This window comes from Psychrobacillus sp. Z16_25, from assembly GCF_056856695.1.
This window is the reverse complement of the sequence record NZ_JBXEOV010000004.1, coordinates 193,001-218,139: the sequence shown is the minus strand read 5'-3', so window position 1 is coordinate 218,139 and position 25,139 is coordinate 193,001. Positions and strand designations below refer to the sequence as shown.

The following is a 25,139-nucleotide window of genomic DNA, read 5'->3' as shown; positions in this document are numbered from 1 at the left end:
TGAGGTAGTGTATGAATACTTCAAGACTATTTTCTAAAAAAGAAAAGCTGAGCATCTCGCCCAGCTTCTTCCCTCTTGTCTACTATATTGTCAGATTACCATCTTGCTTGATGCTCCTCTACACAGCCCAGCATTTGCTGGATATGAAGAGATGGTCCATCCTCTAACTCAATATATCCATCAAAGTATCCAACCATTTGATGGACCTCTGAGAAGATAAGGCGCAAATCGGTTTTGGCAATACGATGAAAGAAAGGAGTAAAAGTTAATCTAACATTATTGGAGAATTTTGTTTTTATTGTCCAAGGTTCCATAAAGTCATTGGAATTATACGTAAAAATAACATCCTCTGATATTTTCGTTAGGATACCATCGATTATTACTGCATTCTCTGTCATACCTGTCCCGTCTGTCCATTTACCACCTAAGTTAAGACCAACCCGAGTATTTCCTATTTTTTGAGAGGAAAATCCCCAATTCCAAACTGCCTCCCTTGGCCAGACTCCTCTTCCGTAATCGAGTACCGAAAAATTATCCTCCTCTTGAAAAGTGAAGGAGGAATCACCCATTTTAACAAAGCCCTTTGTTGGTAATAGATGATGCTTCGCAGTAAATTGGAATTGTTTTCTATTCCATGGTATGACGACATTTAGTGAATCCTCATCTGGATGGGTAATATGTAAGTCTGCATGTAACAGTTCGCCGTCAAAATCTGGGATGGTTACAGTCATATGAGTCGTATTCTGCATATATAAAAGCTGAATAGACATCTCTTTTGAATGAAGACGAACGCTTTCTAAGACATTAGATGGCATTGTTATTTTATTTCCTAAAGGAATAGTGACGGTTTTCTCCACATATCGCTGTGTTTCATAGTTTAGGAAATATACAAAACAAACAGCTGCATAATCTAAATGACTAATTGTTGCGGAAAAAAGGATTTCGTCACCGAATATGCACCAGTAATTCCACTTTTTCTTGCGCATGTAATGTCCCTTTAGATTACTTTCAATGATTGGCCGTTTGGCATATCCAATTGCTTTAGGATTTAAATTACCTTTTTCGTCGCATAGCAGAGTAGGTTCTACTATCTCTTTTTCTGCATGCTGCCTCATAAATTATCATCCTTTCTTACAGGATAAATCGATCTCTGAAGACAATCTTCTGATTAATCTAATACTAGCATATATTTACAAAGAAAACATAAGAAAATGGAAAGGAGAAGTTGAAAAAATTGGCAACTTACAATAGAGCTGCAGCAGTTGAATATGCACAAACCTGGTGGAACAGCTATAATCCTAAATATCCTGTCTTCGATGTTGATTGTACCAACTATATTTCTCAATGCTTAGTTGCAGGAGGGGCTCCAATGCGAGGGCAGCCGAATAGAGAAAAAGGCTGGTGGCTAGGAAATAATACATGGAGTTTAAGCTGGAGTACACCACATTCTCTAAGATGGTACTTAGCAGAATCGACCAAAGGCTTACAGGCTACACAGGTGAGCTCTGCTTCGCAGCTAGTTCCAGGAGATTTAATTTTTTATGATTTTCAAGGCGATGGGAGATGGGATCATTCCACTATTGTCACAAGTGTGCGTGATGGAGTTCCTTATGTAAATGCACATACCAATAACAGCAGAGATCGATACTGGGAATATCAGGACTCGGCTGCTTATACTCCGAATATTAAGTATGTCTTTTTTCATGTTAAGGATAACTTTACCTGAAAAATATAAAGTACTTACGATTTTAGTATATTTCCAATCGTAAGTACTTCTTTAGGTTTTAGAACTGGATGCTAAGAAGGAAGGTGCCAAAGTACCGCAAGCGTTTCTTCTCCAGCATGGACTGCAAGGGAGGTGCTGATTTCTCCAATCGTAATTTTTACATCTGGACTTTCTTTTTGAACGGCTTCCTTTATGAAGTTGGCTTGCTCAATGGCATTTGCATGCATAATATAAATAGTCGAAACACCATCGTCTACTGATGCAATTGCTTTTTGAATTAAATAAAGGACCGCTTTCTTATATGAGCGGACTTTATCTAACTCTTGAAGTTCTCCGTTTTGGTTAATTTGAATGATTGGCTTTATTTTTAAAAGGCTGCCTAGATAAAACTGTGCGCTGCTTAGTCGGCCTCCTTTATAAAGCTGGGTAAGATTACCGATTAGTATATAGTTGCGAAACATTGTTGCTTTTTTCTTCAGTAGCGCTAGTATCTCTTCATAAGGAGTGCCTTGTTGTTGTAACCATAATCCTTCCTCTACTAAACAAGTAATACCAGCAGAGAGAGAGAGGGAGTCTATACAATCTACAGTGGCCTGAGCTATCTGTGCTCCTGCGACAGAAGCAGAAATAGTGCCGCTAAGACTATTAGACACATGGATGGCAATTATCTTCTCATATGATTCCTTTAGTTCATAATAAAGCTGGGCGAATTCCCCCGCTGATGGCTGAGAGGTTTTGACAGGATCTTTCCCAGTGCGGATTCTTTCATACAGTTCCTCAGATGTTAAATCTACCCCATCTATAAATTGCTCCTGACCAAAATGTATATTTATCGGAACAATATAAACGTCTGGGTGTGAACGTAAAAAATTATTTATATAAGCACTGCTATCAATAACCCATGCAATTTTCTTAGAGCACATTTTCGTACACCCTATCTACTAAAATTTATAAAGAACAATATGTACATAGATTTTTTAAAACTTTAAGTCGTACGTTTCCACCAGCGCTCATCCCATGATTCTAGTATATCTTTCCAATGCTTTATCAAAATGATGATGATGCCTATCGAGAGAGGGACTGCATGCTGATAAGCGGGTATAAACCAACTTATGATACCGTATGCGCTGAAGGCAAAAATCATACTAAGAGTGGCACTTCTTAACAAGGAAATTAGGATGATGAAGATAATCGCTATGATGCCGAACAAAGGGGGGCTTGTATAGATGGCAACCCCAATAAAGGTGGCAATCCCTTTTCCGCCTCTGCCTTTAAGCCAAATGGGAAACATATGGCCGATAATTACCATTAGACCGGCAATCACTATAACCAACTGTGAAAAACCTAGGAGGGTTCCAATGTAAAGAACGAGGACACCCTTTAAAGAATCGCCTAAGAAGGTGAGAATAAATGCCGTCTTTCCTAAAACAGCTCCAGCATTTCTTGCTCCAAGATTCCCACTCCGAGCTTGTCTTAAATCTGTTTTCTTCCATTTACCGATCCACCAAGCTGTCAAGATATTCCCGATGAAATAGCTGAGCAGCCAATATATCCAAACCATTTTCCACCTCCAAATAACCTGGTATATTTACTTTATTTTACACCAATTACGCATTGATTAGTTATGTAATTCTTAATAATCTTTTAATATTAAAAAGAAATTGGTATGATATAGGAATGACAAAAGGACACAAAAAGGGGTTATGTAAAATGTCTCAACAGCTCACGGTACGAGATGCAATTATTCAACGAAGATCGATTAAATTATTTAATGGTCAGCCAGTCGATAAAGAAACACTAATGGAAATTATGGAGGATTCCTTCTGGGCGCCTAATCACCAGCTTAGACAGCCGTGGAGATTTGTTGTTGCGTGCGAAGAAGGGCTACAGGAAATTCATAAGGTCCTAAAGGAATTCGCTATTCCGACATGGAAGGAAATGAGCGAAGAACAGCTGGAGAAGCAGATGAGAAAATTTACAACACCAGGTGGATATATCTTTGTGATTGTTCCAGAAGATCCTCGTCAAAAAGAACGCTTAGAGGACTATGCTGCAGCTAGCATTCTTGTACAAAATATTCAGCTGTTGGCATGGGACAGAGGGATTGGCTCTTGCTGGAAGACGCCAGGATTTTTAGATAATCCGAAATTCCGTGAACGACTTGGAATTAAACCAGGAGAACGAATTATCAGCATGCTACAAGTTGGATACTTTGATACTCTTCCACAGCCGAAACCACGAAAAAGTGTGGAGGAAGCAGTAACCTTCTTTGGGCAAGAATAACCTGAAAGATGAAGAAAACTTGCCATATAGATATAGAGAATGAATTACACCCTCATTGTTAGTCTTGTCTAACAACGAGGGTGCTTTATTCTTGTTTATTTTTTTAGTTCGTCTTTTGAAATCTCAGCTAGCTCAAAATAATAATCACTGATTACACGTAGCCCTTGATCGAAGTTCTCTAAATGGAAATGCTCGTTAGGAGCATGGAAGTTTTCTGTTGAAAGACCGAATCCCATTAGAACAACTGGTAGCCCAAGGATTTCATCAAAAGCAGCCACGATAGGGATAGAGCCACCACCTCGAGTATACGCTGTTGGCACCTTGTAAATTTTTTCGTAGCTACGACCAGCTGCTTGGATAGCAGGATGATCGAAAGGGGTGATGAAAGGTTTTCCTTTATCAAACTCCGATATCGTCACTTCTACACCAGTCGGCTTATGCTTTTCAACATGCGCCTTTAACTTTGCCACAATTTCATCGGGCTCTTGGTCTGGGACTAATCGACAGGTGATTTTTGCAGCGGCTTCGTTTGGTAGAACAGTTTTAATGCCCTCCCCAGAGAAACCTCCGTATATGCCGTTAATTTCAAGTGTCGGTCTTGCCCATACTCGTTCTAGATGAGAATAACCTTTTTCACCAAATAGCTCTTTCACTTGGAGCTCTTCCTTCAAGGCTTCTTCATCGAACCCTAGAGCTTGATAGGCTGCACGTTCTTCTTCTAATAAAGGACGGACGTTCTCATAGAAGCCGTCAACCTCGATTGTGCCTTCCTCATTACGGAAAGAATCTAAAATGGACACTAAGGCATGGATTGCATTTTGAACTCCTCCACCGTAAAGACCGGAGTGAAGGTCGCCCTTAGCACCTTTCACATCAATTTGAATTCCACAGAGTCCGCGAAGTCCATAGCACACTGCAGGCTGTCCAGGTCCCTGCATGCCTGTATCGGAAATGACAATTACATCCGCTGCAAGCTTATCCTTATTGTTTTCAATATATTCCTCTAAGTTTGGACTTCCTACCTCTTCTTCTCCTTCAATTAAGAACTTAACGTTTACCGGAAGTGTCCCCACTGTTTGAAGAACTGCTTCAATCGCTTTTACATGCATAAATACTTGTCCCTTATCGTCACTTGCACCGCGTGCGTATAACTTATTGTCACGGATTTGAGGGTCAAATGGCTCTGAATCCCATAGGTTTAACGGATCTACAGGCTGTACATCATAATGACCGTAAACTAGGATCGTAGGCTTGTTCTCAGCATGCAACCAGTCAGCATATACTACTGGATGACCCTTCGTGGAATCAATCGAGATGTTTTCTAACCCTGCTTTTTGAAAGGAATTCGCAAGCCATTCAGCACCCTTTTGCATGTCTGCTTTATGCTCCGATAGAGAAGAAACACTAGGGATGCGAAGAAAGTCCTTTAATTCTTCCAGGTGGTGTTCACGTTTTTCTGTATAATATTTTTCAATTAAAGGGGAATTGCTCAATAGAATACCTTCTTTCTAAAAATTTCGTCAATGGAAATAGTATAGCATAAGTTTTATGACAACTAAAATGCGAGTATGCTATAGTAAGAACAAGAGATGATGAACGTTAAATTATGGGAGGATTTATATTGTACATAGAATTTGTACTATTAGCTATTTCCATTTTAGCTTCTGCCTTTTTATCTGGAAGTGAAACAGCGCTTTTAACCGTTAACAGGACCAAGGTCCAGCTTCGAGCTGAGCAAGGAGAAGTGGCAGCAGCTAAACTATTTGCCCAGTTAATGAAGCCGGACCGAATGATTGTTACTATTTTAGTAGGGAATACCATTGCGAATATTTCCATGACTGTATTAACCATTATAATAGCTGAGCACTATGGATGGAATATTTGGTGGTCAGTTGCTGGGATAGCGACATTTATTATTTTGGTTTGTGAGGTGCTTCCAAAAACCGTTGCTGCAACATTTTCGGAACGAGTGGTCTTTATAGTTGCTCCCATGATTCGTTTCATCGTAGCAATTCTAAAACCATTCATCTTTGTAATAGCAGAGCTGATCAACTTGGTTATACGCATAGGCACCAAGGGGGCAGTGAAACAACCAACGATTACGAAGGAAGAGCTGTTATCCATGGTGGACTTAGCTTCCACTGATGGTACCTTTGAAGTGGAGGAATCCGAAAGAATTCGAGGTATTTTAGATTTCCCGCACAAGGATGTATCTGATGTGTTATCCACTCATCGAACAGAGGTAGTTGGAATTCCGATAGAAGCTACCTACGAGGAAGTAAGAGATGTTGTTTTGGAGCATTTTTATACGAGATATCCTGTCTTTGAGGAAAGCTTGGATAAAATTGTAGGAATGCTCTACTCCAAGCAGCTAATTGAATGGTCCATGACTCCTGACAAAACATTGGCAGATATTATTGATAAAAAGCCTCTATTTGTAGCTCAATCAATCAGTGTAGAAAAGGTTTATAAGCTTATGTTAAACAAACGGAAGCATATGGCGATTGTGCTGGACGAATACGGAGGCACACTTGGGATTGTTACTCATGAGGACCTGCTTGAGGAAATGATTGGCCAGGACATAGAGGATGAAACGGACGACGATGAAGAAATTCTTATCTATGAGAATATAGATGACCGCCTTGTTTGCGCAGGGCGTCTAGAAATAGAGGATTTAGAAGAGTTATTTGGAGTCGATATCGTAACAGAAAATGAAACGGTTGGTGGCTTTATCTTAGAGAAGCTCGGACACGTGCCGATGGAAAACGAACGCTTTATATTTGAAAATCTTTTATTTGAAATTAATGAAATGGATCGAAATCGAATTGTACGCTTAACTATCACCAAAATAGAAGAAGCAAAACTTCCGGAAACGCAAGAGGCCTAGACCTTTTGCGTTTCTTTCAGTTATCTTACACGTTTGTAATATAATTGAAAGGGAATCCGATAGTGAGTAAGGTTTCCGTTTGGCATTATATATTTATAAGATTTCACCAAGCGGAGGAAAAAATCATGCAATTAACTGTAGAAGCAATTTATGAGGAATATAACCGTTATATATATTATTTATGCTTAAAATTAACGAAAAGCCAAACCGAGGCAGAGGACCTCATGCAAGAGGTATGGATGAAGGTAGTCAGATACGAATCTTACATGAAAGAAGTGGACCATCTAAAAGCGTGGCTAACGACTATCTGTATGAACACGTTTCGAGACAAATATCGTAAACAAGTAAGAAGAAGTAAATATGTTGCCCATCAGCCAGAGCACCTAGATATTTCATTATTGGATTTAATTGCCTCTGATGTTTTGTCAGTAGAGGAGCAGCTGGAGAAAGAGAATGTTGGAGAAATCATTCGAGAAAAGGTTTCAGAACTCGATACAATTTATCAAAAGACCGTAATGTATTTTTATGTTCACCAATACTCTCTAATGGAAATAGCGGAAGTCATGAAGGTATCCATTGGAACAGTAAAATCACGCCTGTTCCGTGCTAAACAACGCTTAAAGGAGCTAATCCTGAACGATGAGCTTGCCAAGGAGTCATTAGTAATAGCATAAGCGAAGGTACCGTCTGAAAAGTCATTTTGAGACGGCACCTTTGCGACGAGGATGGTGGCATTTTGATGCGACCACCGTAGGAGCACGCTATATAGCAGATATCTATCAAAGAGGGAGGGGGTGTTTCATAAGTTTTACTTATGGGACACCACCTTTTTACAACTAGGGGGAACAACTATTGTGTCTGAACTATTAGTAGGTGCCTTGTTATGGGCGGGGCTCGTTATTTTCTTTCTTACTCCATTTAAGAAAGAAGGAGGAGACTCATCCTGGGAGGACAGTCTATGGAAAATAGTCTCTCAAAGAAAGGCTGTACTGGTACCTCTCATGCTAGGTATTACACTATTTGTCATCTGGTTTTATCATGCTGATATCATATTTTACTATGAGATACATGGGGAAACTTTAACCTTTGATCCTATGAAACGTGCATGGTTCTACATGGCTACGTTAGTAATATACACGTTACTTTTATGCTTGTTAGTAATCTATAGAAACGTAAAAAGGCTCGCTTGATGCGAGCCTTTTCTTTATGGTTTTTTGGATTGGGATAGGAATGGTGGTGGCATAGGCTGATGTCCGCTGGAAAGGTCGTTGGAGTTACTCTCGGATAGCAGGTCATTACTCTCGTTTAGAGGAATATTACTCTCGGATAGCCGCCGTTTATTCTCGGATAGACAAGAAATACTCTCGTTTAGGCAGTTTACTCTCGCTTAGGAGGAGGTTACTCTCGCTTAGCCATATTTTATTCTCGTTTAGAATGGTGGAAGTGCATGGCCGATGTCCGCTGGGAAATGCGTGGAGATGGTTACTCTCGGATAGCAGGTCATTACTCTCGTTTAGAGGAATATTACTCTCGGATAGCCGCCTTTTATTCTCGGATAGAGTAGAAATACTCTCGTTTAACGGGTTTACTCTCGGTTAGGAATTGGTTACTCTCGTATACCTCCAATTTACTCTCGGTTGGAAAACCGATTGGAAATTAGAAATAGAGGATGGGACATTATAGGGTTTTATTCCTGTAAAAATTTATTGATCAAATTTTTAATTTTAGTAGTATCAACAATTGGTTCGTAGTAGCGTCGGCGACTCCTGCGGGAGCAAGGTGATAGGTAAGACAGCACAGCCACGCGCGTTAGCGATGGGTGCTGGCTTACCACGCCCCCGCGGAAAGCGTCCGACGCAACGAAGAACCTATACGTATTAAGTAAGAAAGCCCATATGATTCTTGTTATCAAGCTGAAGAATCATAAGGGCTTTTCACTTGTTTTGTCTCAGACTTGTTTCTAATTTATTCTGCTGTTCCTTTTGTGAACCATTCTTCGACATTCCAGACCTTTGTTGCGAGACCTTCGTAGAATTCTGGCTCGTGGGAAACGAGGACGATGGTGCCTTTGAATTCCTTCATGGCACGTTTTAATTCCTCTTTGGCATGGATATCTAAGTGATTGGTTGGTTCGTCAAATACGAGCCAGTTGCTTTCTTCCATCATCAGCTTGCATAGTCGTACCTTTGCCTGCTCTCCACCACTAAGGCTTGAGAGAGGACGAGAAATGTGCTCGCTTTTTAGGCCTGTGCGAGCTAGGGCAGCGCGCACCTGATTTTGCTCCATGCTTGGATAAGATTCCCAGATGGATTCGATTGGTGTGATGTTCCCAGGCTTTACTTCTTGCTCAAAGTAAGAAGGAAAGAGGAAGTCGCCACGTGTCACCTTACCGCCAAGTGCCGGAATTTTTCCGAGCATTGTTTTTAATAGGGTAGATTTCCCGATTCCGTTCATTCCAACTAAAGCGATCTTCTCGCCACGTTCAATTGTAAAAGATAGTGGCGGCAATAAAGGCTTGTCATAACCGATTTCTAAATTCTCTGCTTCTATTACATATCTTCCAGAGCTACGTGATTCCTTGAAGCTAAATTCTGGCTTAGCAGCAGTTTCTGGTCGATCAATGCGTTCAATTCGATCCAGCTGCTTTTGACGAGATTTCGCTCGACCGGTTGTGGAGTATCGCGCTTTATTTTTCGCAATGAATTCCTCTTGCTTCTTAATGAATTCCTGTTGCTTTTCATAGGCATCGATATGCTGTCTTTTATTTAACTCAGCAAGCTCTAAGAATTTTTCGTAGGATGCCGTGTAACGAGTCAACTTAGAGAATTCCAAATGGAAAATGACATCCACAATTCCGTTCATAAATTCTGTATCATGCGAGATTAATAAGAATGCATGTGGATAGTTCTTTAAATAATTGGATAACCAGTTAACATGCTCTTCGTCTAAATAGTTAGTAGGCTCGTCCAATAATAAAACCTTAGGCTTCTCGAGTAATAGTTTTGCTAATAAAACCTTTGTTCGTTGACCTCCAGAGAGAGCCTCTACAGGGCGGTCCAGTCCTATTGCATCTAGTCCTAAACCACGGGCAACCTCTTCAATCTTCATGTCTAATGTATAGAAATCACCTGCATCTAACGCATCTTGGATATCTGCCATTTTTTCTAAGAGGACTTCCAACTCTTCTGGTGAGGCTTCTGCCATTTGAGCAGCAATTTCATTTAGTTCCTCTTCTTTTTTATAGAGAGGAAGAAATGCATCCCGAAGAGTGTCAAACATAGAACGGCCAGGTTGAAGACGAGTGTGCTGGTCCAGGTAACCATAATGAGTACCAGGTAGCCATTCCACCTTCCCTTGGTCGTAAATAATTTCACCTGTTAATATATTCATCAATGTTGATTTGCCGACCCCATTAGCGCCAACTAGACCAACGTGCTCACCTTCAACTAAACGAAAAGAAACGTCTTTAAAAAGGGTGCGGTCACCGAAAGTATGTCCTAAATTTTCTACTGTTAATAAGCTCATTATATTCCTCCAAAAAGAAAACTCACTAAATGTAACGTGCAAAAGCCCTGTCGTTTAAGAAACAACAGGGTAGCCTAACTAGAAGCTTGGAGATGTGCACACATTACATCTCAGCGAGTTGCTTGTTTAAAACTGCAAGGTCTTTTTCCATGTCAGCTAGTCTACGTTCTGCATTTTCTACTTGTGATGGATGACCATTCGACTCTAATTTCTCTAAGTCTCCCTGTAATCGAACATAATCCATTTTTAATTCTGCAATTAATGCTTGTATTTCAGATTTTGTCATGACGTTTCACCTTCAGCTTTTTGGAACATTGTAGCATAAAAAAGTACTTAATGGACAATTTCTTCTCCTGCTTTTTTTGTCTCGATGGCTTGATGAATACTATTTACTACCTCTTCCAGATTCCCGCTAAAGTCAAAATGCTTTTGACGGAGCTTATAAGCGTTTCTTCTATTTTCATGGAGGATAATCTCCATCACGGCGTTTTGTAAATAAGATTGTTTAATTTTCCTGCCCAGCCCAAGGTTTGCAAAGCCATTAGCCTCCACTGGGAAGCCGTAATTTACTTCCTCCTCATGCGCGCATAGGACGATGCAAGGAATCTGAAATTGAGAAACTAGATAAGGGAAATAAGAGCCTGAGCTTATCACAATATCGCTAGAAGGTAAAAATGCTTCCGGCTCGTTTGTGGATATAATGTTAATGGATTTTCTAGTGAGGGCAAAGCGTTTTAATTCAAATATATCATGCTTATACTGTTCATCTACTAATACACTGATTCGCAAAGGAATATGTAGCTGTACAAGATGTCTGAGCGTTCGATATGTTAAATTCTCTGGATCCTCACTTGGAAAAGCTACCACAATATGCGGTGGCACTTCTATCGTGCTATTATTCTTGTAGACTATCTTATCATTAGGTATATAGCCGGTCGGACCGTATACGTAATTTTCTTTTGAAAGTTCCTTGGGGCTTTCAAATAAGGACTGAAAGACTATGTCTGCTAAAATGCCACCTTCTCCATGATCGTCAAAGTGAATGTAGGTACAATCTGTTTTTCTTATACGCGTTAGAAAATCTTTTTCAGAGTTACCACAGTCATGAATGATACAGTCTGGGTCAAATGAATGAATCTCGTTTATTAGTTGGTTGTTCGTATGATAAACAGAAGGGATTATCTGTTTTCTTTCAAGATATTGAATAAGGCTTGTATTGCTGTTAGGCACAAATAGTTTAGATTCTTTCATATTCAGTGCTGGGATTAATAAACTTGCCCGCACAGCGGGATATAATCCACGATGTGGAAATGTATTTAAAAGATAGGCTAGTTTCATGTTTCATCATCTTCCTTTCCGACATATTCTTTTTATTGTATGGGTGTGGACAGGGGTATATGACAACAGATTAGAGGAAAGAGCAAAAGGGGGAGAAAGAAATATGGGAAAGAGATCGGCGATTATCGTTGGTGCCACTGGTCTAACAGGGAGCTTTTTGGTAAAGGAGCTTTGTGAAAGTGAGGAGTACGTGGCTGTATCGGTTATAGCTAGAAGACAGTTGGAATATACACATCCTAAGCTAGAGGTAAAAATACGGGACTTCGATAAGTTAGAAGAAGATGACTTGGATATTGCAGATGATCTATTTTGCTGTCTTGGTACAACAATCAAAAAATCGAAGACACGAGAAAATTTTGAAAAGGTGGATTTAGCCTATCCGCTTCAAATTGCATCGTTAGCAAAGAAACGTGGTATTCCAAATTTTTATGTGATTTCCGCTGTTGGAGCAAACAAAAAATCATTAGCCTTTTATAGCAGAGTCAAAGGAAGGATGGAAGAGGAGCTGATTGCTCTTCATCTACCTCATTTAGCGATTTTTAGACCAACACTGATAACAGGTGAGCGAGGAGAATTCCGCTTAGGCGAAAAAGTATCCGAGGGCCTTTTCCGAATACTCAATCCTATCCTCCTGGGACCCCTCAAGAAAGCACGGTCTATTAAAGGAGAACAGCTTGCATATGCAATGTATCACTACGCGCTTCATGGCAAAAAGAAGAAGGTTGTATACTATAGAAGCATCGATATCCTAAATGCTAAAACGATGAAAGAGAAGGAAGAGGAGCCTATTCCTCGTGAAGAGCTATTTAACTGGGAAAAGCGAAAGGATATTTTTGTCGAAGAGGAAAAAAACAAGGAGAAAAAATAAACGGAGTGACCTTTCAGTCTAAAGAATGAACTTTTACAAATTGTGGACTTTTTTCTATTAGGGCACAGTTTTTTTGATATAATAAGGTTCGGATAAAGGAGGTTCTGTTATGAAAATTCTATTAGTAGACGGAACAATTATCGGGACAAAAACAGGGGTTATCTTAGACCAATTGAAACAATATATAGAAGAAATAAATACAGAGCATTCACTAGAAATTATAAAGCTTTCGAATTATGAGCACCAGTTCGTAGATGGTCGTCCTTTTCAGGAATATAACGATGATATGAAATTGCTTGTGAGTAAGTTTGACCGTGCAGACGGCTTTGTGATAGCAACACCAATCTTCCAAGGATCAATTCCTGGGGTTTTAAAGAATACGTTTGACTTCTTACACCCTAAGTCTATGCGTTATAAGCCTGTTTCTATCGTAGCTCATGGTGGGACGTATCAGCACCATTTAGTGGTAGAAAATCAGTTGAAGCCAATTCTAGACTACTTTAAATGCTTGGTTACACCAAACTATGTCTATACACATGGCAGCCACTATGACGAAAACAATGTCATCATTGATGAGGATGTGCACAACCGTTTGAAGGAGCTTGCACGTGTATTTGTTCAATATGTAGAGATGAGCAAGGAGCTTACAAAAGAGGCGACTACGCGAATTAAATAAGGAAGATTTCGACACTGCTACTTGCAGTGTTTTTTTATTTGTTTCATTTCCATTTGAATACTTATGTTAAAGTATAAGGAATTGGAAAATGAGCGTTAAAAGGTTTCGAGTGGAGGGTTTCATCCGATGAGTCAAGGCTGGATCTAGTTGGACCTTTCTATTGGAGACGGTCACGCTTCTACCTATATGGGAGGAACTTATATTTAGAGGCGTCCTATTATTCACTTTGTTAAAATTCATTAAGCCTTTTGGGGCTATTGTGATTGTCTCTATCATTTTTGGGCTTTTTCATCCGACCTATTGGGTGACGGCAGGGGTAATGGGTGTATTGTTATCCATATTAACGCTAAAAACGAAATCCCTAACCCTAGGAATTGTTAGTCACTCACTTTGGAACTTATATGTAGGAAAGCTATTTCTTTATTTTTAATGGGTGGCACTTTAAAAAGAAAATTTTTATTTTAGATGAACTTTTTTCCGATTTCTGTGTCTAATAGATAAATAAACAAAAGGGGTGTCATGGTGGAAGAGCGAGAGATTGCAAGTAAGGCAATAAAAAGAGACGAGCAGGCTTTCTTGCAATTAATGCAGGTTCATAAAGCCGCTCTCTACCGAACTGCATATGCATTTTTCCGAAACGAACATGAGTCGGTGGAAGCGATGCAAGAGGTAACGTTTAGAGCTTACCAAAAAATTCATACGGTCAGGGAGCCGCAGTATGTAAAGACCTGGCTAGTACGTATTATGATCAATTATTGCCAAGATCAGCTGAAAAAGAATAAACGCTTTATTTCAAATGAAGTTCTGCAGGAGTTAGGGTACAGCGAAGAAGGCCTATCCTTAGAAATAGAAGAAGCTATTTCTTCTTTATCTCCCTCGGAGCAGCAGCTCATTCATCTAAAATACTTTCAAAATACAAAAATTAAGGATATAGCGGTAATAGAAAAAATTCCTGAGGGAACCGTAAAATCCAGGTTGAACAAAGCTTTAAAATCCTTAAGGGGCTTTCTATCGGAGAAGGGGGGAGCAGGTCATGTTTGAAAAGGAAGAGAAATTGCTAAATGAATCGAAGGAACGGCTCGAGCGAATACCAGTTCCAGAAGATCAGGTAACTGCCGCTATCAAAGAGGGTTATTTGAAGGCACGTCATAAAAAGAGAAAGCGTCAAAAAATCAGCTGGGCAGTCTCTATCGTTGCAGTCCTTATGCTTACCTTTGTCACTTCTATCCGAGTTTCACCGACCTTTGCTAGTGCGGTAGCTAATATACCTTGGTTGGAATCGTTAGTAGAGATGGTTCAGATTGATAAGGGGCTAGAGGGTATAGTAGAAAACGAATACTATGAATCCATAGGGATTAGTAAGTCGAAGGACGGCTATACGTTTACGTTAGATGGGGTAATTGTGGATGAAACAGGCATGGAGATTTTTTATTCAATGAAGTTTCCAGAAGGGGAGGGTCATCCCCGTTTGGATCAACTCAGCTTAAAAAATGGCACCGAGGACTTATTGGAAAACTCTTCATATGGCTACGATTATCCAAGGGAAGAGAATAGGTCAAGCAATATAAGTGTTTATTTTGGGGATAAAAAGAGATTAGCATCCAAAGATTTAACCTTGGATATTACTCTAGATAATGCTGAAAAAACTGAATTCCATCTTTCTTTTTCTCTCAAAAATGATATAAGTGAGGGAAAAGTTTATACCCTAAATGAAACTGTTGAAATTGATGGTCAAAAGATAAAAATAAAAGAGGTAATAGTTAACCCCTTACGTGCTGCAATTACAATAGAGGTAAATGAACAGAATAACATGACGATACTACAATATGGGGAAATGTTGCTAGAAGATGAGCGTGGAGAAACTTGGGGATCCATAAGTAATGGTGTTACAGGTTCTGGAGGCGTGCAAGACAAAGAAAGGAAGTTCTTTTTACAGAGCAATTATTTTAGAGAGCCCAAGGAGCTTTATCTAAAAATAGGTAAGGTTCAAGCTTTACCAAAAGAAAATAGTTTTTTACTGGTTGATTTAGCGAAGAAAGAGGTATTAAATAAGCCATTCGACGAGTCGCTAGAAATAATGAAAGTAACTTCTAATTCAATAGAATATCGACTAAAAACATCAGACGAAAAACATCATTTCCCCGTGTTTTCTGACGTCATAGATGCTGAAGGGAAAAACGTAAATACTCCTACTGAATCAACTCATGGAGAGGGGGGATATATGTATCAAACCGTTTCCTTTGATACAGTAGATGTGTTGAATCCCATAAAAATATATTACTATTCTTTTCCAAATTACTTAGAAGGCGCAGCTTCTATTCGAATTAAATAAGATAAAATAAAAGCAGTTGTTTTGGAGGATGTTCACCAAAACAGCTGTTTTATTGTATGGGGTTAAAAAACTGAAAAATCTGTCACATGTTTTATACCTATGATAGGATAATGATAGGAGGAGGTGCTCTATATGGGTATCAGAAATTTAATTAGTTTCCTGTAAGGCGAAAATTAACTTACAGGAGGATATATTATATGAAAACTAATTGGGTTCAACCATTTTACAAAAAACAATTTGAATTTTTTCAGGATGCTTTACAAGATGTAGATTATAACAAGAGGGAAGTAGCTTTGATTCATGAACAAGTGGGCAAACCTTTTCAGGATGTTCTTGAAATTGGCGCTGGTTCAGGGCTGCTTGCAAATGAACTTTCATTAACCGATAAGAATATAACTACGGTGGAGCTTGTTCCAGAAATGGTTGAGTACGCTAGAGCTCATTCCAATCCATCTATCTACATCTTATGTGATAGCTTTTATTCGGTAAAATTAAACGAACAATATGATTTAGTCCTCTATATAGATGGCTTTGGTGTGGGAACAGATGAAGATCAATTATATCTATTACAACGGATAAACAAGTGGCTGAAGGTTGACGGTTATGCACTTATTGATATATATCACCCAAGCTATTGGCAACGAATTAGTGGACAGCAAATGCTTGTATCGGATAAGAATCAGATAATGAGAGAATATGGGTATGATGAAAACAACCATCGAATGACAGATACGCTTTGGCAACTAAGTTCACCTGATGAAACGATCACACAATCACTAGCTTGCTACTCAATAGAAGAAATATATAATCTATGTCAACAAGCAGGCCTTCAAATAACTGCCTTCTATCCAGGTGGAGCACTTAATTTAGATACATGGAAGTTTGAGGAGGTAACCTCATTATCCAATTGTTTATCTTACCGAGTTAAGGTGAGAAGATTATAATTCTTTTATTTTCAGTTTGTTGTACTAATGGGAAGGACTCTCTAGGAGTCCTTATCCCAAATAATTAGTTGCCAGCTGATACTAATAGTTCGGAGCATCGCCGACGACACCAGCGGGAAAAAAAGCATACAATTTCTACAGATATATTTCCTCTATCTCCCCTATAAAAGCTATATATAATCCTCCATTTACTATCTCACCAAAACCCCTTATAGTTATAGTGTTTGATACATCAATGGAGGTATTCATGTGGGTTCTACTTTTTTAGCAATTATTATTTTTATTATCACCCTAGCACTCGTCATCTTACAGCCAAGAAAGCTTGGTATCGGTTGGTCTGCATGTGGAGGAGCTATCGTTGCACTTTTAGTGGGAGTGGTAGATTTTCAAGATGTGCTAGATGTGACGAGCATTGTGTGGAATGCGACCCTTGCATTTATTGGAATAATCATTATTTCTTTAATACTAGACGACATTGGATTTTTTGAATGGGCTGCTTTACATGTGGCACGAATGGCAAAGGGAAATGGCCTTCGCATGTTTATATATGTGACGGTGCTTGGTGCTATCGTTTCTGCGTTATTTGCCAATGATGGTGCAGCATTGATCCTAACTCCTATCGTGTTAGCGATGGTTCGGAATTTGAATTTTACGGAGAAGATGATTTTTCCGTTTATTATAGCGAGTGGGTTTATTGCAGATACTACTTCTCTTCCATTCGTCATTAGTAATCTGGTGAACATCGTGTCCGCAGACTTCTTTGGGATTGGCTTTGTAGAATATGCTTCAAGAATGATTGTGCCGAATTTCTTCTCCTTGGGAGCAAGTATCTTGGTTCTTTATTTATTGTTTCGTAAAAGCATCCCGAAAAACTATGATGCAACAATCGTAAAAGCGCCCATGGAGGCAGTTAGAGATCGAAAGCTATTCAAGTTATCCTGGTACATCTTAGCAGTCTTACTAGTTGGCTATTTCTCTAGTGAATATATCGGTGTGCCTGTTTCCTTTATTGTTGGGATTATTGCTATTTTCTTTGTCCTAGTGGCTAGAAGAAGTCCGGCAATCGAAACAACCAAGATAGTAAAGGGAGCACCGTGGAATATTGTATTCTTCTCTATAGGGATGTATGTAGTAGTCTATGGATTGCAAAATGCTGGGTTGACCTCACTTCTTGCCAAGGTTATTCAGGCAGCAGCAGACCAAGGCTTATTTGCTGGAACTATGGCAATGGGCTTTATCGCTGCAATTCTTTCCTCGGTTATGAATAATCTTCCTACTGTGATGATTGACGCGTTAGCCATTGCGGAGACTTCTACCACTGGGGTAATGAGAGAGGCTTTGATTTATGCGAATGTCATTGGCTCTGATTTAGGACCAAAAATTACGCCGATCGGTTCTCTAGCAACACTATTGTGGCTGCACGTTTTATCATTAAAAGGAGTAAAGGTGTCCTGGGGGACTTACTTTAAAGTGGGCATCGTTCTGACCGTTCCAACACTCTTTATCACATTGCTTGGTTTATATATTTGGCTGGTTGTCATCACTTAAAAAAGACGTTGATGTTATTCAACGTCTTTTTCGCTTTCTATGTATACTTTTCGGCTTTGTACTGCAACTGAAACGTCAGCACGGTGAAGAATTTCTAGTATGTTAAAGTTAATATCCTCTTTTATTTCTAAGAACTCTGCCCAAACAGTTGTGTTCGTGAAGAAATAAAGGAAGATATCATAGCCATTGTCTTTAAACTGGTCGAACTTCACAAAGATTGTCTCAGGGTGTACTCCTGGATGGTGGCTGACAAGGTCTTTAATTTCGGAGACTACCTGTTTTAGTTGGCTAGGTGTAGTATCTTGAGAAACTCTGAGCGTAAAGTTAATCTGACGTTTTCCCATCTTGCTCCAATTGGTGATAGGACCGTTAGCAATCGTCGCATTAGGCATCGTTACTAGTGCTTGAGAAAAGGTTCGAATTCTTGTGCTTCGAAACGTGATTTCCTCTACTGTTCCTTCTACATCTGGGGTTAAGATCCAATCCCCTAAGGTAAAGGGCTTTTCGATAATAATGGTTAGTCCTCCTAATAAGTGAGAAAGCGCATCCTTTGCTGCGAAGGCAATTGCAACGCCACCTAGTCCAAGGCCTGCTACAAATGTACTGACGCTATATCCAAACTGATCAGCAATCATAGAGAAGGCAATTACTATGATAATGAATCTGATTGTTTTGGAAATGAATGGTGTCAGCGCATCGTCGATTCCAAGATTATATCTGACCTTCATTTTATTGAATAACACGGACGTTTCGGCAGTTAAATTGTATACTCCCCAGGCAAGCAAAATAATATAAGATGAGCTAATAAGATTTGTGAAGAACTTGTTATGCTCATTAAAATAAGGAAAGAAATTAGCTGCCGCGTAAATCCCTGCGATGATAAAAAACCATTGAAACGGTTTTTCAAAGGAAAGAAAAACATTATTTAAGAAGTCGGTAGGCGTCTTCTTACTAAGTTTTAGAAATAAATTAAAAATATATTTGGTGAATAAACCTCTTAACACGAGGAAAATTAAGAAAATACCAATGGATATCCCCAGATTGATCCAAAAGGTATTTTCTAAGAATACTGTCCAATTCATTTATACAAACCTCCTAAAAAGCCATCTTAACAAAGATAGTTAAAGAATCTAAGCAATATGCCCTCCTAATTGAGTAATTTTGAAAAAGAAAGTAGATAAGTATTCAGTTCATTTACTGGAGTGGAAAAATCTTTCTGACTCCATTCTATAAGAATTCCCATAATAGCGTTGGTTTGATAGCTTGCAAGAAATTCTAGCTGCTCTGGCGGGAATTCATCTTTAATTTCACTAAAAGAGTTCAACATTAACGAACGCACGATAGAAAACAGCTTGTAATAATATTTAATAGGGGTAGAGCCGTCAAACATAATTCGATAGAAGTTTTCATACCTTTTTATATGATGAAAGATCTTAATCATATCGGCTTCTAATTCCTGGATATGAAAGTTTGTTTGATAATAGGGCTCTTCGTAAGATACTCGTAGATCTTCTACAATTTCTTCAAAATAGCTTTCCACTACTCCATGGACATCTCTGTAGTGTAAATAGAAAGTCCCTCTATTTATATTGGCATGTCTGCAGAGTTCGGCGATATTAATAGATTCTAGGGGCTTTTTCTTTAATAGAGTTAAGAGAGCATTTCGTAAGCTTTCTTGCGTTTTTAGAATGCGTAGATCTGTTTTCATATTTCCCTCCATAACTAATGAACAGTATCTATAAGTATGTCTAGTAATGAACAGTTTGATAGTTTTGTGTTGTTTGTATTCTTTCAACTTATCTAGTATAATTTTAATTGAACACATGTTCAATAAAATGTTCTCTTGAGGAGGCAAAACAATGAAATTACAAGACAAAGTAGCTATCGTAACAGGTGCCGCATCTGGTATGGGAAAAGCAATTGCAGAAGGTTATGCAGCAGAAGGTGCTAAGGTTGTCGTATCAGACATGAACCTGGAAGGTGCGAAAGCGGTTGCAGAAGCTATTACAGCAAATGGTGGAACAGCATTTGCAATAGACACAAACGTAACAAAAGACGAAGACTTAAACCGTTTATTTGATGAAACGATTAACACATACGGTAAATTAGATATTTTAGTAAACAACGCTGGTATTATGGATGGCATGGAACCAGTAAATGAAATTTCGGATGCACGCTGGGATATGATATTCGCAGTAAATACAACATCTGTTATGAAAACAATGCGTAAAGCGACAGACCTGTTCTTAGAGCAAGGTAGCGGTGTCATTGTCAACAATATCTCTGCTGGTGGACTTTATGGAGGCCGTGCTGGAGCAGCATACACAGCTTCTAAGCATGCAGTAGTTGGTTTAACAAAAAATACAGCATTCATGTTTGCTGACAAAGGAATCCGTTGTAACGGTATAGCTCCAGGAGCAGTAATGACGAACATTTCAGCTTCTATGACAAATATCAGTCAATACGGCGCTGGTAAACAACAACTTGGTATGGCATTGAACCCACGTGCTGGACAACCAGAAGAAATTGCGAAACTTGCAATTTTCTTAGGCTCAGACGATGCAAGCTTTATCAATGGTGTAGTAGTAACTGCTGATGGCGGCTGGACTACTTACTAATATAAGATTTAAACCACTGAAGGATTCCTTCAGTGGTTTTTTTCGTTTATGGGATGTTGCTTGGTGGGGATAGGCTACGGAGTTACTCTCGTTCGATGGGGTTTACTCTCGGATAGAGAAGGTTTACTCTCGTTTAACCGGAGTTCTCTCTCGGATAGACCAACTTTATTCTCGTTCGGGCGATTTACTCTCGTTCGGGTAGATTTTATTCTCGGATAGCCAAGATTTACTCTCGGTTAAGAATGGTGGTGGGGCAAGGCCAATATCCGCTGGGATCTCCTGGTCCGTTACTCCTACGGAATCGGTTGCTGGTTTTATTCTCGGTCAGGGAGTCAATACTCTCGGATGGGGGACGATTACTCTCATATAACCGAAGTTCTCTCTCGGATAGCAAACTTTATTCTCATTCAGCCGATTTACTCTCGTTTGGTCGGAATTTATTCTCGGATAGTCAATATTTACTCTCGGAAGAATGGTAGGTGGGGCATGGCCGATGTCCGCTGGGGTAGGCTGTGGCGTTACTCTCGTTCAAGTGGGATTTACTCTCGGATAGAGGAGGTTTACTCTCGTATAGCCAAACTTTATTCTCATTCAGCCGATTTACTCTCGGATAATTCACGCTATATTTTTGTATAGGTGAAACCTTTAGGAGGGTCTCTCGTATAACATGTATACCTTCTAGATGGAGGATTTTCTGTTGTGGTGCATCACTCAGATTTTATATTTAGAGACAATGCATATAGTTAGGTAGTAAAAGTTAAAATCATTCGATAAAGGGAGAGTTTGCAATGGAAATTTTAAGAAGATTTCGCGATATTATGTCAAGCAATATTAATGCCTTATTAGATAAGGCAGAGGACCCTGAAAAGATGATCGATCAATATTTACGTGATTTAAATAAAGACCTAGGAAAAGTAAAATCCGAGACTGCAACCATTATGGCTGCTGAAAAACGTGCGACTCGTGAGCTTGAGGAGTGCCAAGCTGATATTACAAAGATGCAGAACTATGCAGTGAAGGCTCTAGAGGCGGGAAATGAAAATGATGCTAGAAAGTTCCTAAGCAAAAAAGCCGAGTATACGGCGAAGGAAGCTGATTTAAAGACAGCGAAGGAGCTTGCTTCTGCAAACACTGTACAGATGAGACAAATGCATGACAAGCTTGTTTCCGATATCGGAGAGCTGGAATCAAGAAGATCTATATTAAAAGGGAAAGCTTCTGTTGCTAAAACGCAAAAGAGGGTAAATGAATTTACTTCCTCTATGGGTGGAGCAAGTCGTTCTATGTCTGCTTTTGATAAGATGGAAGCTCGGATCAACCAGGAGCTTGATGAAGCAAATGCATTGGCGGAGCTAAATAAAGGAGCTGGAGAGGACATAAATGACCTGGCTGCCAAATATGATACGGATTCTAAGGTAGAGGATGAGCTTGCAGCGCTTAAAGCTCAAGTGAATGTAGATGATGAGCTGGAAGCACTGAAGGCTCAAGTCAATTCAAAAGAGCAATAGAACTATTTTTAGACTGCAACGGTTGTTGCAGTCTATTCAATAGAAAGGGAGAGAATGAGGATGATCATCCAATATAAATGTCCGAACTGTGGAGCTGATATGGAGTTTGACAGTACTTCAGGTATGTTATCCTGCCCGAGCTGTGGAAGAAAAGATAATATTGATACATTTTCTGAGGAGAATATAAAGGCGGCGTTCTCGGAGGATGAAGCGAAGCAGTATAATTGCAATAACTGTGGAGCGGTGGTCATTACAGATGCAGATACGACTGCTACCAGCTGCAGCTTTTGTGGTGCAGCGGTTGTACTTGGAGACAGGCTGACAGGAGAATTGGCTCCGGCCAAGGTTATTCCCTTTTCTATCAATAAGGAGCAGGCTATGGAGGCCTTTCGGAAATGGTGTAGAAATGGTCGACTAACGCCTAAAGGATTTATGTCTGCTGACAGGATAAAAGGGATTACGGGTATCTACGTGCCTTTTTGGATGTATGATTTGGACAGTTCGGCAAAGGTCAATGCACTTGCTACGAGGGTGAGAACCTATACAAGAGGTGACTATATCTACACAGAAACTAAATTTTATGACGTGTATCGAGATATTGATCTCAGCTATGTAAAGGTACCGGTTGATGCATCTGAAAAATTGGATGATGTGTTAATGGATAAGCTGGAGCCGTTTGATTACAGCAACTTAAAAGATTTTAAAACTCCCTATTTAGCTGGATATATTGCGGAAAAATACAATTACACGGATGACGAGTTATTACCAAGGATCCAAGAAAAAGTAGAACCATACATAGACAACTACGTTAGATCTACGATAGCTGGCTACTCCTCCGTGAATTACAAGACAAAACAAATTCAGACGAATAAGAAGAATGCCTATTACGTTCTGCTGCCAATTTGGATGGTTTACTATGATTATGGTGACAAGGAGCACATTTTTGCGATGAATGGGCAAACTGGTAAGGTAGTAGGGAAGCCACCAATCAGTGGGGAGAAGGTCGCTGGCTGGTTTAGTGGTATTGCTGCAGCATCCTTTGTTGTACTAAAAGGAATTTCGCTTGCGATGGGAGGCGATTTGTGGTGAAAAAATATGCTATAACGCTGCTTACTTTTATTATTCTATTTATTCCCTTTGGGGCTACCAAGGCTTTAACGCCAGAACGCTATGTCTTTGATGATGCGGGAATATTATCTTCGCAAGAAGTAGAGCTGTTGGAGCAGCTTGCAAAGGAATATAGCGTTAAGAATGAGACTGATTTTATCATCATTACTAGACATGGTGGACAACAATTACAGTCATACATGAGCGACTTTGCGGATGAATTTGCTGTAGGCTATGGAACTGAACCAAACGGTAGTGCAGCTATGGTTGGTATAGATGTGGATAAGGAAAATCGGGATGTTGTATTAATGGGTTTTGAGAAGGCTGAAGAATATCTAGATAATAATAGGATGGCTCAAATACAGGAGATGATAATTCCAGCTTTATCAGAGGGAAGGTATTATGATGCTTTCCAACAATTTATCCTAACTGCCGATGAATATATGCAGACTTTACCGGAATCCAATAATATCCTGCATAAGTGGTGGTTTCAAGTAGGGGCTGCCTTGCTTATTGCTTGTATAGTAGTCGGCTCTATGGTGTATAACTCTGGTGGAAGGGTAACAGTAAATAGCCATACCTATCTTAATCAAAACAATGTAAGAGTAAATAGTAAGAGAGATGTCTTTGTTAATCAGACTGTCACGAAAGTTCGTAAGCCTTCCAATAAAAGTGGTGGGGGAGGCGTAACAGGTGGTGGAAGATCGTTTAGTGGAAGCAGTGGGAAATTCTAATGCCTTCTTAAATGTGTAAGAGAAAGGAATGAGGAAATGTCTTTTTTTAGAGGTCAGTTTTCAGATGTAGTCGAGTGGAAAGAATTTAGAGAAGATATGATTTTTTGGAAATGGAATAACTCCGAGATTAAAAAAGGAAGTAAGCTGTTTATTCGTCCAGGTCAGGATGCGATATTCTTTAATAGCGGCCGTATTGAAGGGATATTTGAGAATGAGGGCGAGTATGATATTGAGTCTCAAATCATTCCTTTCCTTTCTACTTTAAAAGGATTTAGATTTGGGTTTAATAGTGGGATGCGTGTCGAGGTTCTCTTTGTTAATACAAAGGAATTCACAGTGAAGTGGGGAACGAGAAATCCTATTAATATCCCGACTCCACAGCTTCCAGGAGGGATGCCAATCCGTGCGAATGGAACGTTTAACTTTAAAGTAAACGACTATGTGGCGCTAATTGACAGGGTTGCAGGAGTGAAAAACACCTATGTGGTGGAGGACGTAAAAATCCGAATTACGTCTATTCTGGATCAGCTACTTATGAAATGGATTAGCCGTGAAGGAAAGGATATGTTTAATTTACAAGCCAATGCTTCAGATATAGCTAAAGGTATTCAAGATGATTTAGATATGGAAATCATGGACCTCGGGATGAAGATTACGGGCTTCAACATAATGAGCTTTAATTATCCACAGGAAATCCAAGATATGATCACGAAAAATGCTTCTCATGGCATGATTGGTGATCTGTCTAAATATCAGCAGGTTTCGGTGACGGATGCGATGGCATCGGGTAAGCTTTCGGGCTCAGGTGCAGCTTCCGATATGGCTGGTATGATGATGGGGATGAATATGGCGAATGAAATGATGAAAAACATGAACCAATCTAATCCTTCGAATTCGTCCAATAATCAACAATCAGGCCAAGCAAATCCACCAAGCGGAGGGCAAATGCCTAATTTCTGCCCGAACTGTGGACAAAAAACGACTGGCGCAAACTTCTGTCCGAACTGTGGACAAAAGTTGGTATAGCAAAAAGAGTGTAGACAGA

General features: G+C 39.5%; 25 protein-coding genes and 1 pseudogene. 17 read left to right on the top strand and 9 right to left on the bottom strand.

Features of this window, described 5'->3' with window-relative positions; genetic code table 11:
- Positions 1-95: 95 nt before the first annotated feature.
- Positions 96-1,115, bottom strand: coding sequence for a DUF2804 domain-containing protein (locus AC1VU3_RS06880; protein ID WP_482983156.1), 1,020 nt, complete (start codon positions 1,113-1,115; stop codon positions 96-98).
- Positions 1,116-1,234: 119 nt separating this feature from the next.
- Between AC1VU3_RS06880 and AC1VU3_RS06875 the strand changes: the two genes are divergently transcribed.
- Positions 1,235-1,726, top strand: coding sequence for an amidase domain-containing protein (locus AC1VU3_RS06875; RefSeq protein WP_480389718.1), 492 nt, complete (start codon positions 1,235-1,237; stop codon positions 1,724-1,726).
- Between the two features lie 71 nt (positions 1,727-1,797).
- Here the strand turns inward: AC1VU3_RS06875 and AC1VU3_RS06870 are convergent, their stop codons facing one another.
- Together AC1VU3_RS06870 and AC1VU3_RS06865 are read right to left on the bottom strand one after the other, a co-directional pair.
- On the bottom strand, positions 1,798-2,649 hold the full coding sequence (locus AC1VU3_RS06870; protein ID WP_482983155.1) for a DegV family protein: 852 nt from the start codon (positions 2,647-2,649) through the stop codon (positions 1,798-1,800).
- Between the two features lie 62 nt (positions 2,650-2,711).
- A complete protein-coding gene (locus AC1VU3_RS06865; protein ID WP_482983154.1) occupies positions 2,712-3,287 on the bottom strand; it encodes a glycerol-3-phosphate acyltransferase in 576 nt (191 codons plus the stop codon).
- Between the two features lie 149 nt (positions 3,288-3,436).
- Here AC1VU3_RS06865 and AC1VU3_RS06860 point away from each other — a divergent pair, with 149 nt between their 5' ends.
- Positions 3,437-4,009, top strand: a complete 573-nt coding sequence (locus AC1VU3_RS06860; RefSeq protein WP_482983153.1) for a nitroreductase family protein — start codon at positions 3,437-3,439, stop codon at positions 4,007-4,009.
- A 95-nt stretch (positions 4,010-4,104) separates the two neighbouring features.
- Here AC1VU3_RS06860 and AC1VU3_RS06855 read toward each other — a convergent pair whose 3' ends face one another.
- Positions 4,105-5,502 carry a dipeptidase gene (locus AC1VU3_RS06855; RefSeq protein WP_482983152.1) on the bottom strand — a complete coding sequence of 466 codons (1,398 nt, stop codon included), beginning with the start codon at positions 5,500-5,502 and terminating at the stop codon, positions 4,105-4,107.
- 128 nt (positions 5,503-5,630) lie between these two features.
- On the opposite strand from AC1VU3_RS06855, the gene AC1VU3_RS06850 reads away from it, so the two are divergent.
- The 3 genes from AC1VU3_RS06850 to AC1VU3_RS06840 all read left to right on the top strand — a co-directional run bounded on the left by AC1VU3_RS06850 (position 5,631) and on the right by AC1VU3_RS06840 (position 8,086).
- A complete protein-coding gene (locus tag AC1VU3_RS06850; protein WP_480389713.1) occupies positions 5,631-6,896 on the top strand; it encodes a hemolysin family protein in 1,266 nt (421 codons plus the stop codon).
- A 125-nt stretch (positions 6,897-7,021) separates the two neighbouring features.
- Complete coding sequence (locus AC1VU3_RS06845) at positions 7,022-7,570, top strand: RNA polymerase sigma factor (RefSeq protein WP_480389712.1); 549 nt, start codon at positions 7,022-7,024, stop codon at positions 7,568-7,570.
- A gap of 180 nt (positions 7,571-7,750) precedes the next feature.
- On the top strand, positions 7,751-8,086 hold the full coding sequence (locus tag AC1VU3_RS06840) for a hypothetical protein (RefSeq protein ID WP_482983151.1): 336 nt from the start codon (positions 7,751-7,753) through the stop codon (positions 8,084-8,086).
- Between the two features lie 775 nt (positions 8,087-8,861).
- On the opposite strand, the gene AC1VU3_RS06835 is transcribed toward AC1VU3_RS06840, so the two are convergent.
- The 3 genes from AC1VU3_RS06835 to AC1VU3_RS06825 form a co-directional block, all read right to left on the bottom strand.
- Positions 8,862-10,421 carry an ABC-F family ATP-binding cassette domain-containing protein gene (locus AC1VU3_RS06835; protein ID WP_480389710.1) on the bottom strand — a complete coding sequence of 520 codons (1,560 nt, stop codon included), beginning with the start codon at positions 10,419-10,421 and terminating at the stop codon, positions 8,862-8,864.
- Positions 10,422-10,524: 103 nt separating this feature from the next.
- A complete protein-coding gene (locus tag AC1VU3_RS06830) occupies positions 10,525-10,707 on the bottom strand; it encodes an SE1832 family protein (protein ID WP_480389709.1) in 183 nt (60 codons plus the stop codon).
- Between the two features lie 47 nt (positions 10,708-10,754).
- Positions 10,755-11,759: a hypothetical protein gene (locus AC1VU3_RS06825; RefSeq protein ID WP_480389708.1), complete on the bottom strand. Its 1,005-nt coding sequence runs from the start codon at positions 11,757-11,759 to the stop codon at positions 10,755-10,757.
- Between the two features lie 103 nt (positions 11,760-11,862).
- Between AC1VU3_RS06825 and AC1VU3_RS06820 the strand changes: the two genes are divergently transcribed.
- From AC1VU3_RS06820 to AC1VU3_RS06790, 7 genes and pseudogenes are all read left to right on the top strand, one after another.
- Positions 11,863-12,627, top strand: coding sequence for an NAD(P)H-binding protein (locus AC1VU3_RS06820; RefSeq protein WP_482983150.1), 765 nt, complete (start codon positions 11,863-11,865; stop codon positions 12,625-12,627).
- A gap of 109 nt (positions 12,628-12,736) precedes the next feature.
- Positions 12,737-13,303 (top strand): NADPH-dependent FMN reductase, encoded by a 567-nt coding sequence (locus AC1VU3_RS06815; protein ID WP_482983149.1) that lies wholly within the window; start codon positions 12,737-12,739, stop codon positions 13,301-13,303.
- Positions 13,304-13,460: 157 nt separating this feature from the next.
- Positions 13,461-13,733 (top strand): annotated as a pseudogene (locus AC1VU3_RS06810) (CPBP family intramembrane glutamic endopeptidase); the annotation flags it as partial.
- 92 nt (positions 13,734-13,825) lie between these two features.
- Positions 13,826-14,344, top strand: a complete 519-nt coding sequence (locus AC1VU3_RS06805; protein ID WP_482983148.1) for a sigma-70 family RNA polymerase sigma factor — start codon at positions 13,826-13,828, stop codon at positions 14,342-14,344.
- On the top strand, positions 14,337-15,635 hold the full coding sequence (locus tag AC1VU3_RS06800) for a DUF4179 domain-containing protein (RefSeq protein WP_482983147.1): 1,299 nt from the start codon (positions 14,337-14,339) through the stop codon (positions 15,633-15,635). Before AC1VU3_RS06805 ends, AC1VU3_RS06800 begins: the two co-directional genes overlap by 8 nt.
- 197 nt (positions 15,636-15,832) lie before the next feature.
- Entirely contained in the window at positions 15,833-16,579 is a 747-nt protein-coding gene (locus tag AC1VU3_RS06795) for a class I SAM-dependent methyltransferase (RefSeq protein ID WP_482983146.1), read from the top strand.
- Positions 16,580-16,828: 249 nt separating this feature from the next.
- Positions 16,829-18,127, top strand: coding sequence for an arsenic transporter (locus AC1VU3_RS06790; RefSeq protein WP_482983145.1), 1,299 nt, complete (start codon positions 16,829-16,831; stop codon positions 18,125-18,127).
- Between the two features lie 14 nt (positions 18,128-18,141).
- On the opposite strand, the gene AC1VU3_RS06785 is transcribed toward AC1VU3_RS06790, so the two are convergent.
- Both AC1VU3_RS06785 and AC1VU3_RS06780 read right to left on the bottom strand, forming a co-directional pair.
- Positions 18,142-19,209 (bottom strand): mechanosensitive ion channel family protein, encoded by a 1,068-nt coding sequence (locus AC1VU3_RS06785; protein ID WP_482983144.1) that lies wholly within the window; start codon positions 19,207-19,209, stop codon positions 18,142-18,144.
- A 65-nt stretch (positions 19,210-19,274) separates the two neighbouring features.
- Positions 19,275-19,835: a TetR-like C-terminal domain-containing protein gene (locus AC1VU3_RS06780; RefSeq protein ID WP_480389699.1), complete on the bottom strand. Its 561-nt coding sequence runs from the start codon at positions 19,833-19,835 to the stop codon at positions 19,275-19,277.
- 151 nt (positions 19,836-19,986) lie between these two features.
- Here AC1VU3_RS06780 and AC1VU3_RS06775 point away from each other — a divergent pair, with 151 nt between their 5' ends.
- From AC1VU3_RS06775 to AC1VU3_RS06755, 5 genes are all read left to right on the top strand, one after another.
- Entirely contained in the window at positions 19,987-20,745 is a 759-nt protein-coding gene (locus AC1VU3_RS06775; RefSeq protein ID WP_480389698.1) for an SDR family oxidoreductase, read from the top strand.
- Between the two features lie 788 nt (positions 20,746-21,533).
- Positions 21,534-22,253 carry a PspA/IM30 family protein gene (locus AC1VU3_RS06770; protein ID WP_480389697.1) on the top strand — a complete coding sequence of 240 codons (720 nt, stop codon included), beginning with the start codon at positions 21,534-21,536 and terminating at the stop codon, positions 22,251-22,253.
- Between the two features lie 60 nt (positions 22,254-22,313).
- Positions 22,314-23,342, top strand: coding sequence for a TFIIB-type zinc ribbon-containing protein (locus tag AC1VU3_RS06765; RefSeq protein ID WP_482983143.1), 1,029 nt, complete (start codon positions 22,314-22,316; stop codon positions 23,340-23,342).
- Positions 23,339-24,094 (top strand): TPM domain-containing protein, encoded by a 756-nt coding sequence (locus AC1VU3_RS06760; protein WP_482983142.1) that lies wholly within the window; start codon positions 23,339-23,341, stop codon positions 24,092-24,094. The genes AC1VU3_RS06765 and AC1VU3_RS06760 overlap by 4 nt, the downstream gene beginning before the upstream one ends.
- A gap of 36 nt (positions 24,095-24,130) precedes the next feature.
- Complete coding sequence (locus AC1VU3_RS06755; protein WP_482983141.1) at positions 24,131-25,120, top strand: SPFH domain-containing protein; 990 nt, start codon at positions 24,131-24,133, stop codon at positions 25,118-25,120.
- Positions 25,121-25,139: the final 19 nt, after the last annotated feature.

What these genes read in the sequence shown, in the direction of transcription:
- AC1VU3_RS06880 (WP_482983156.1), bottom strand. Translation starts at nt 1,115, where the DNA reads ATGAGGCAGCATGCAGAAAAAGAGATAGTAGAACCTACTCTGCTATGC.
- AC1VU3_RS06870 (WP_482983155.1), bottom strand. Translation starts at nt 2,649, where the DNA reads ATGTGCTCTAAGAAAATTGCATGGGTTATTGATAGCAGTGCTTATATA.
- AC1VU3_RS06865 (WP_482983154.1), bottom strand. Translation starts at nt 3,287, where the DNA reads ATGGTTTGGATATATTGGCTGCTCAGCTATTTCATCGGGAATATCTTG.
- AC1VU3_RS06860 (WP_482983153.1), top strand. Translation starts at nt 3,437, where the DNA reads ATGTCTCAACAGCTCACGGTACGAGATGCAATTATTCAACGAAGATCG.
- AC1VU3_RS06845 (WP_480389712.1), top strand. Translation starts at nt 7,022, where the DNA reads ATGCAATTAACTGTAGAAGCAATTTATGAGGAATATAACCGTTATATA.
- AC1VU3_RS06835 (WP_480389710.1), bottom strand. Translation starts at nt 10,421, where the DNA reads ATGAGCTTATTAACAGTAGAAAATTTAGGACATACTTTCGGTGACCGC.
- AC1VU3_RS06830 (WP_480389709.1), bottom strand. Translation starts at nt 10,707, where the DNA reads ATGACAAAATCTGAAATACAAGCATTAATTGCAGAATTAAAAATGGAT.
- AC1VU3_RS06825 (WP_480389708.1), bottom strand. Translation starts at nt 11,759, where the DNA reads ATGAAACTAGCCTATCTTTTAAATACATTTCCACATCGTGGATTATAT.
- AC1VU3_RS06820 (WP_482983150.1), top strand. Translation starts at nt 11,863, where the DNA reads ATGGGAAAGAGATCGGCGATTATCGTTGGTGCCACTGGTCTAACAGGG.
- AC1VU3_RS06815 (WP_482983149.1), top strand. Translation starts at nt 12,737, where the DNA reads ATGAAAATTCTATTAGTAGACGGAACAATTATCGGGACAAAAACAGGG.
- AC1VU3_RS06800 (WP_482983147.1), top strand. Translation starts at nt 14,337, where the DNA reads ATGTTTGAAAAGGAAGAGAAATTGCTAAATGAATCGAAGGAACGGCTC.
- AC1VU3_RS06795 (WP_482983146.1), top strand. Translation starts at nt 15,833, where the DNA reads ATGAAAACTAATTGGGTTCAACCATTTTACAAAAAACAATTTGAATTT.
- AC1VU3_RS06785 (WP_482983144.1), bottom strand. Translation starts at nt 19,209, where the DNA reads ATGAATTGGACAGTATTCTTAGAAAATACCTTTTGGATCAATCTGGGG.
- AC1VU3_RS06780 (WP_480389699.1), bottom strand. Translation starts at nt 19,835, where the DNA reads ATGAAAACAGATCTACGCATTCTAAAAACGCAAGAAAGCTTACGAAAT.
- AC1VU3_RS06775 (WP_480389698.1), top strand. Translation starts at nt 19,987, where the DNA reads ATGAAATTACAAGACAAAGTAGCTATCGTAACAGGTGCCGCATCTGGT.
- AC1VU3_RS06770 (WP_480389697.1), top strand. Translation starts at nt 21,534, where the DNA reads ATGGAAATTTTAAGAAGATTTCGCGATATTATGTCAAGCAATATTAAT.
- AC1VU3_RS06765 (WP_482983143.1), top strand. Translation starts at nt 22,314, where the DNA reads ATGATCATCCAATATAAATGTCCGAACTGTGGAGCTGATATGGAGTTT.
- AC1VU3_RS06755 (WP_482983141.1), top strand. Translation starts at nt 24,131, where the DNA reads ATGTCTTTTTTTAGAGGTCAGTTTTCAGATGTAGTCGAGTGGAAAGAA.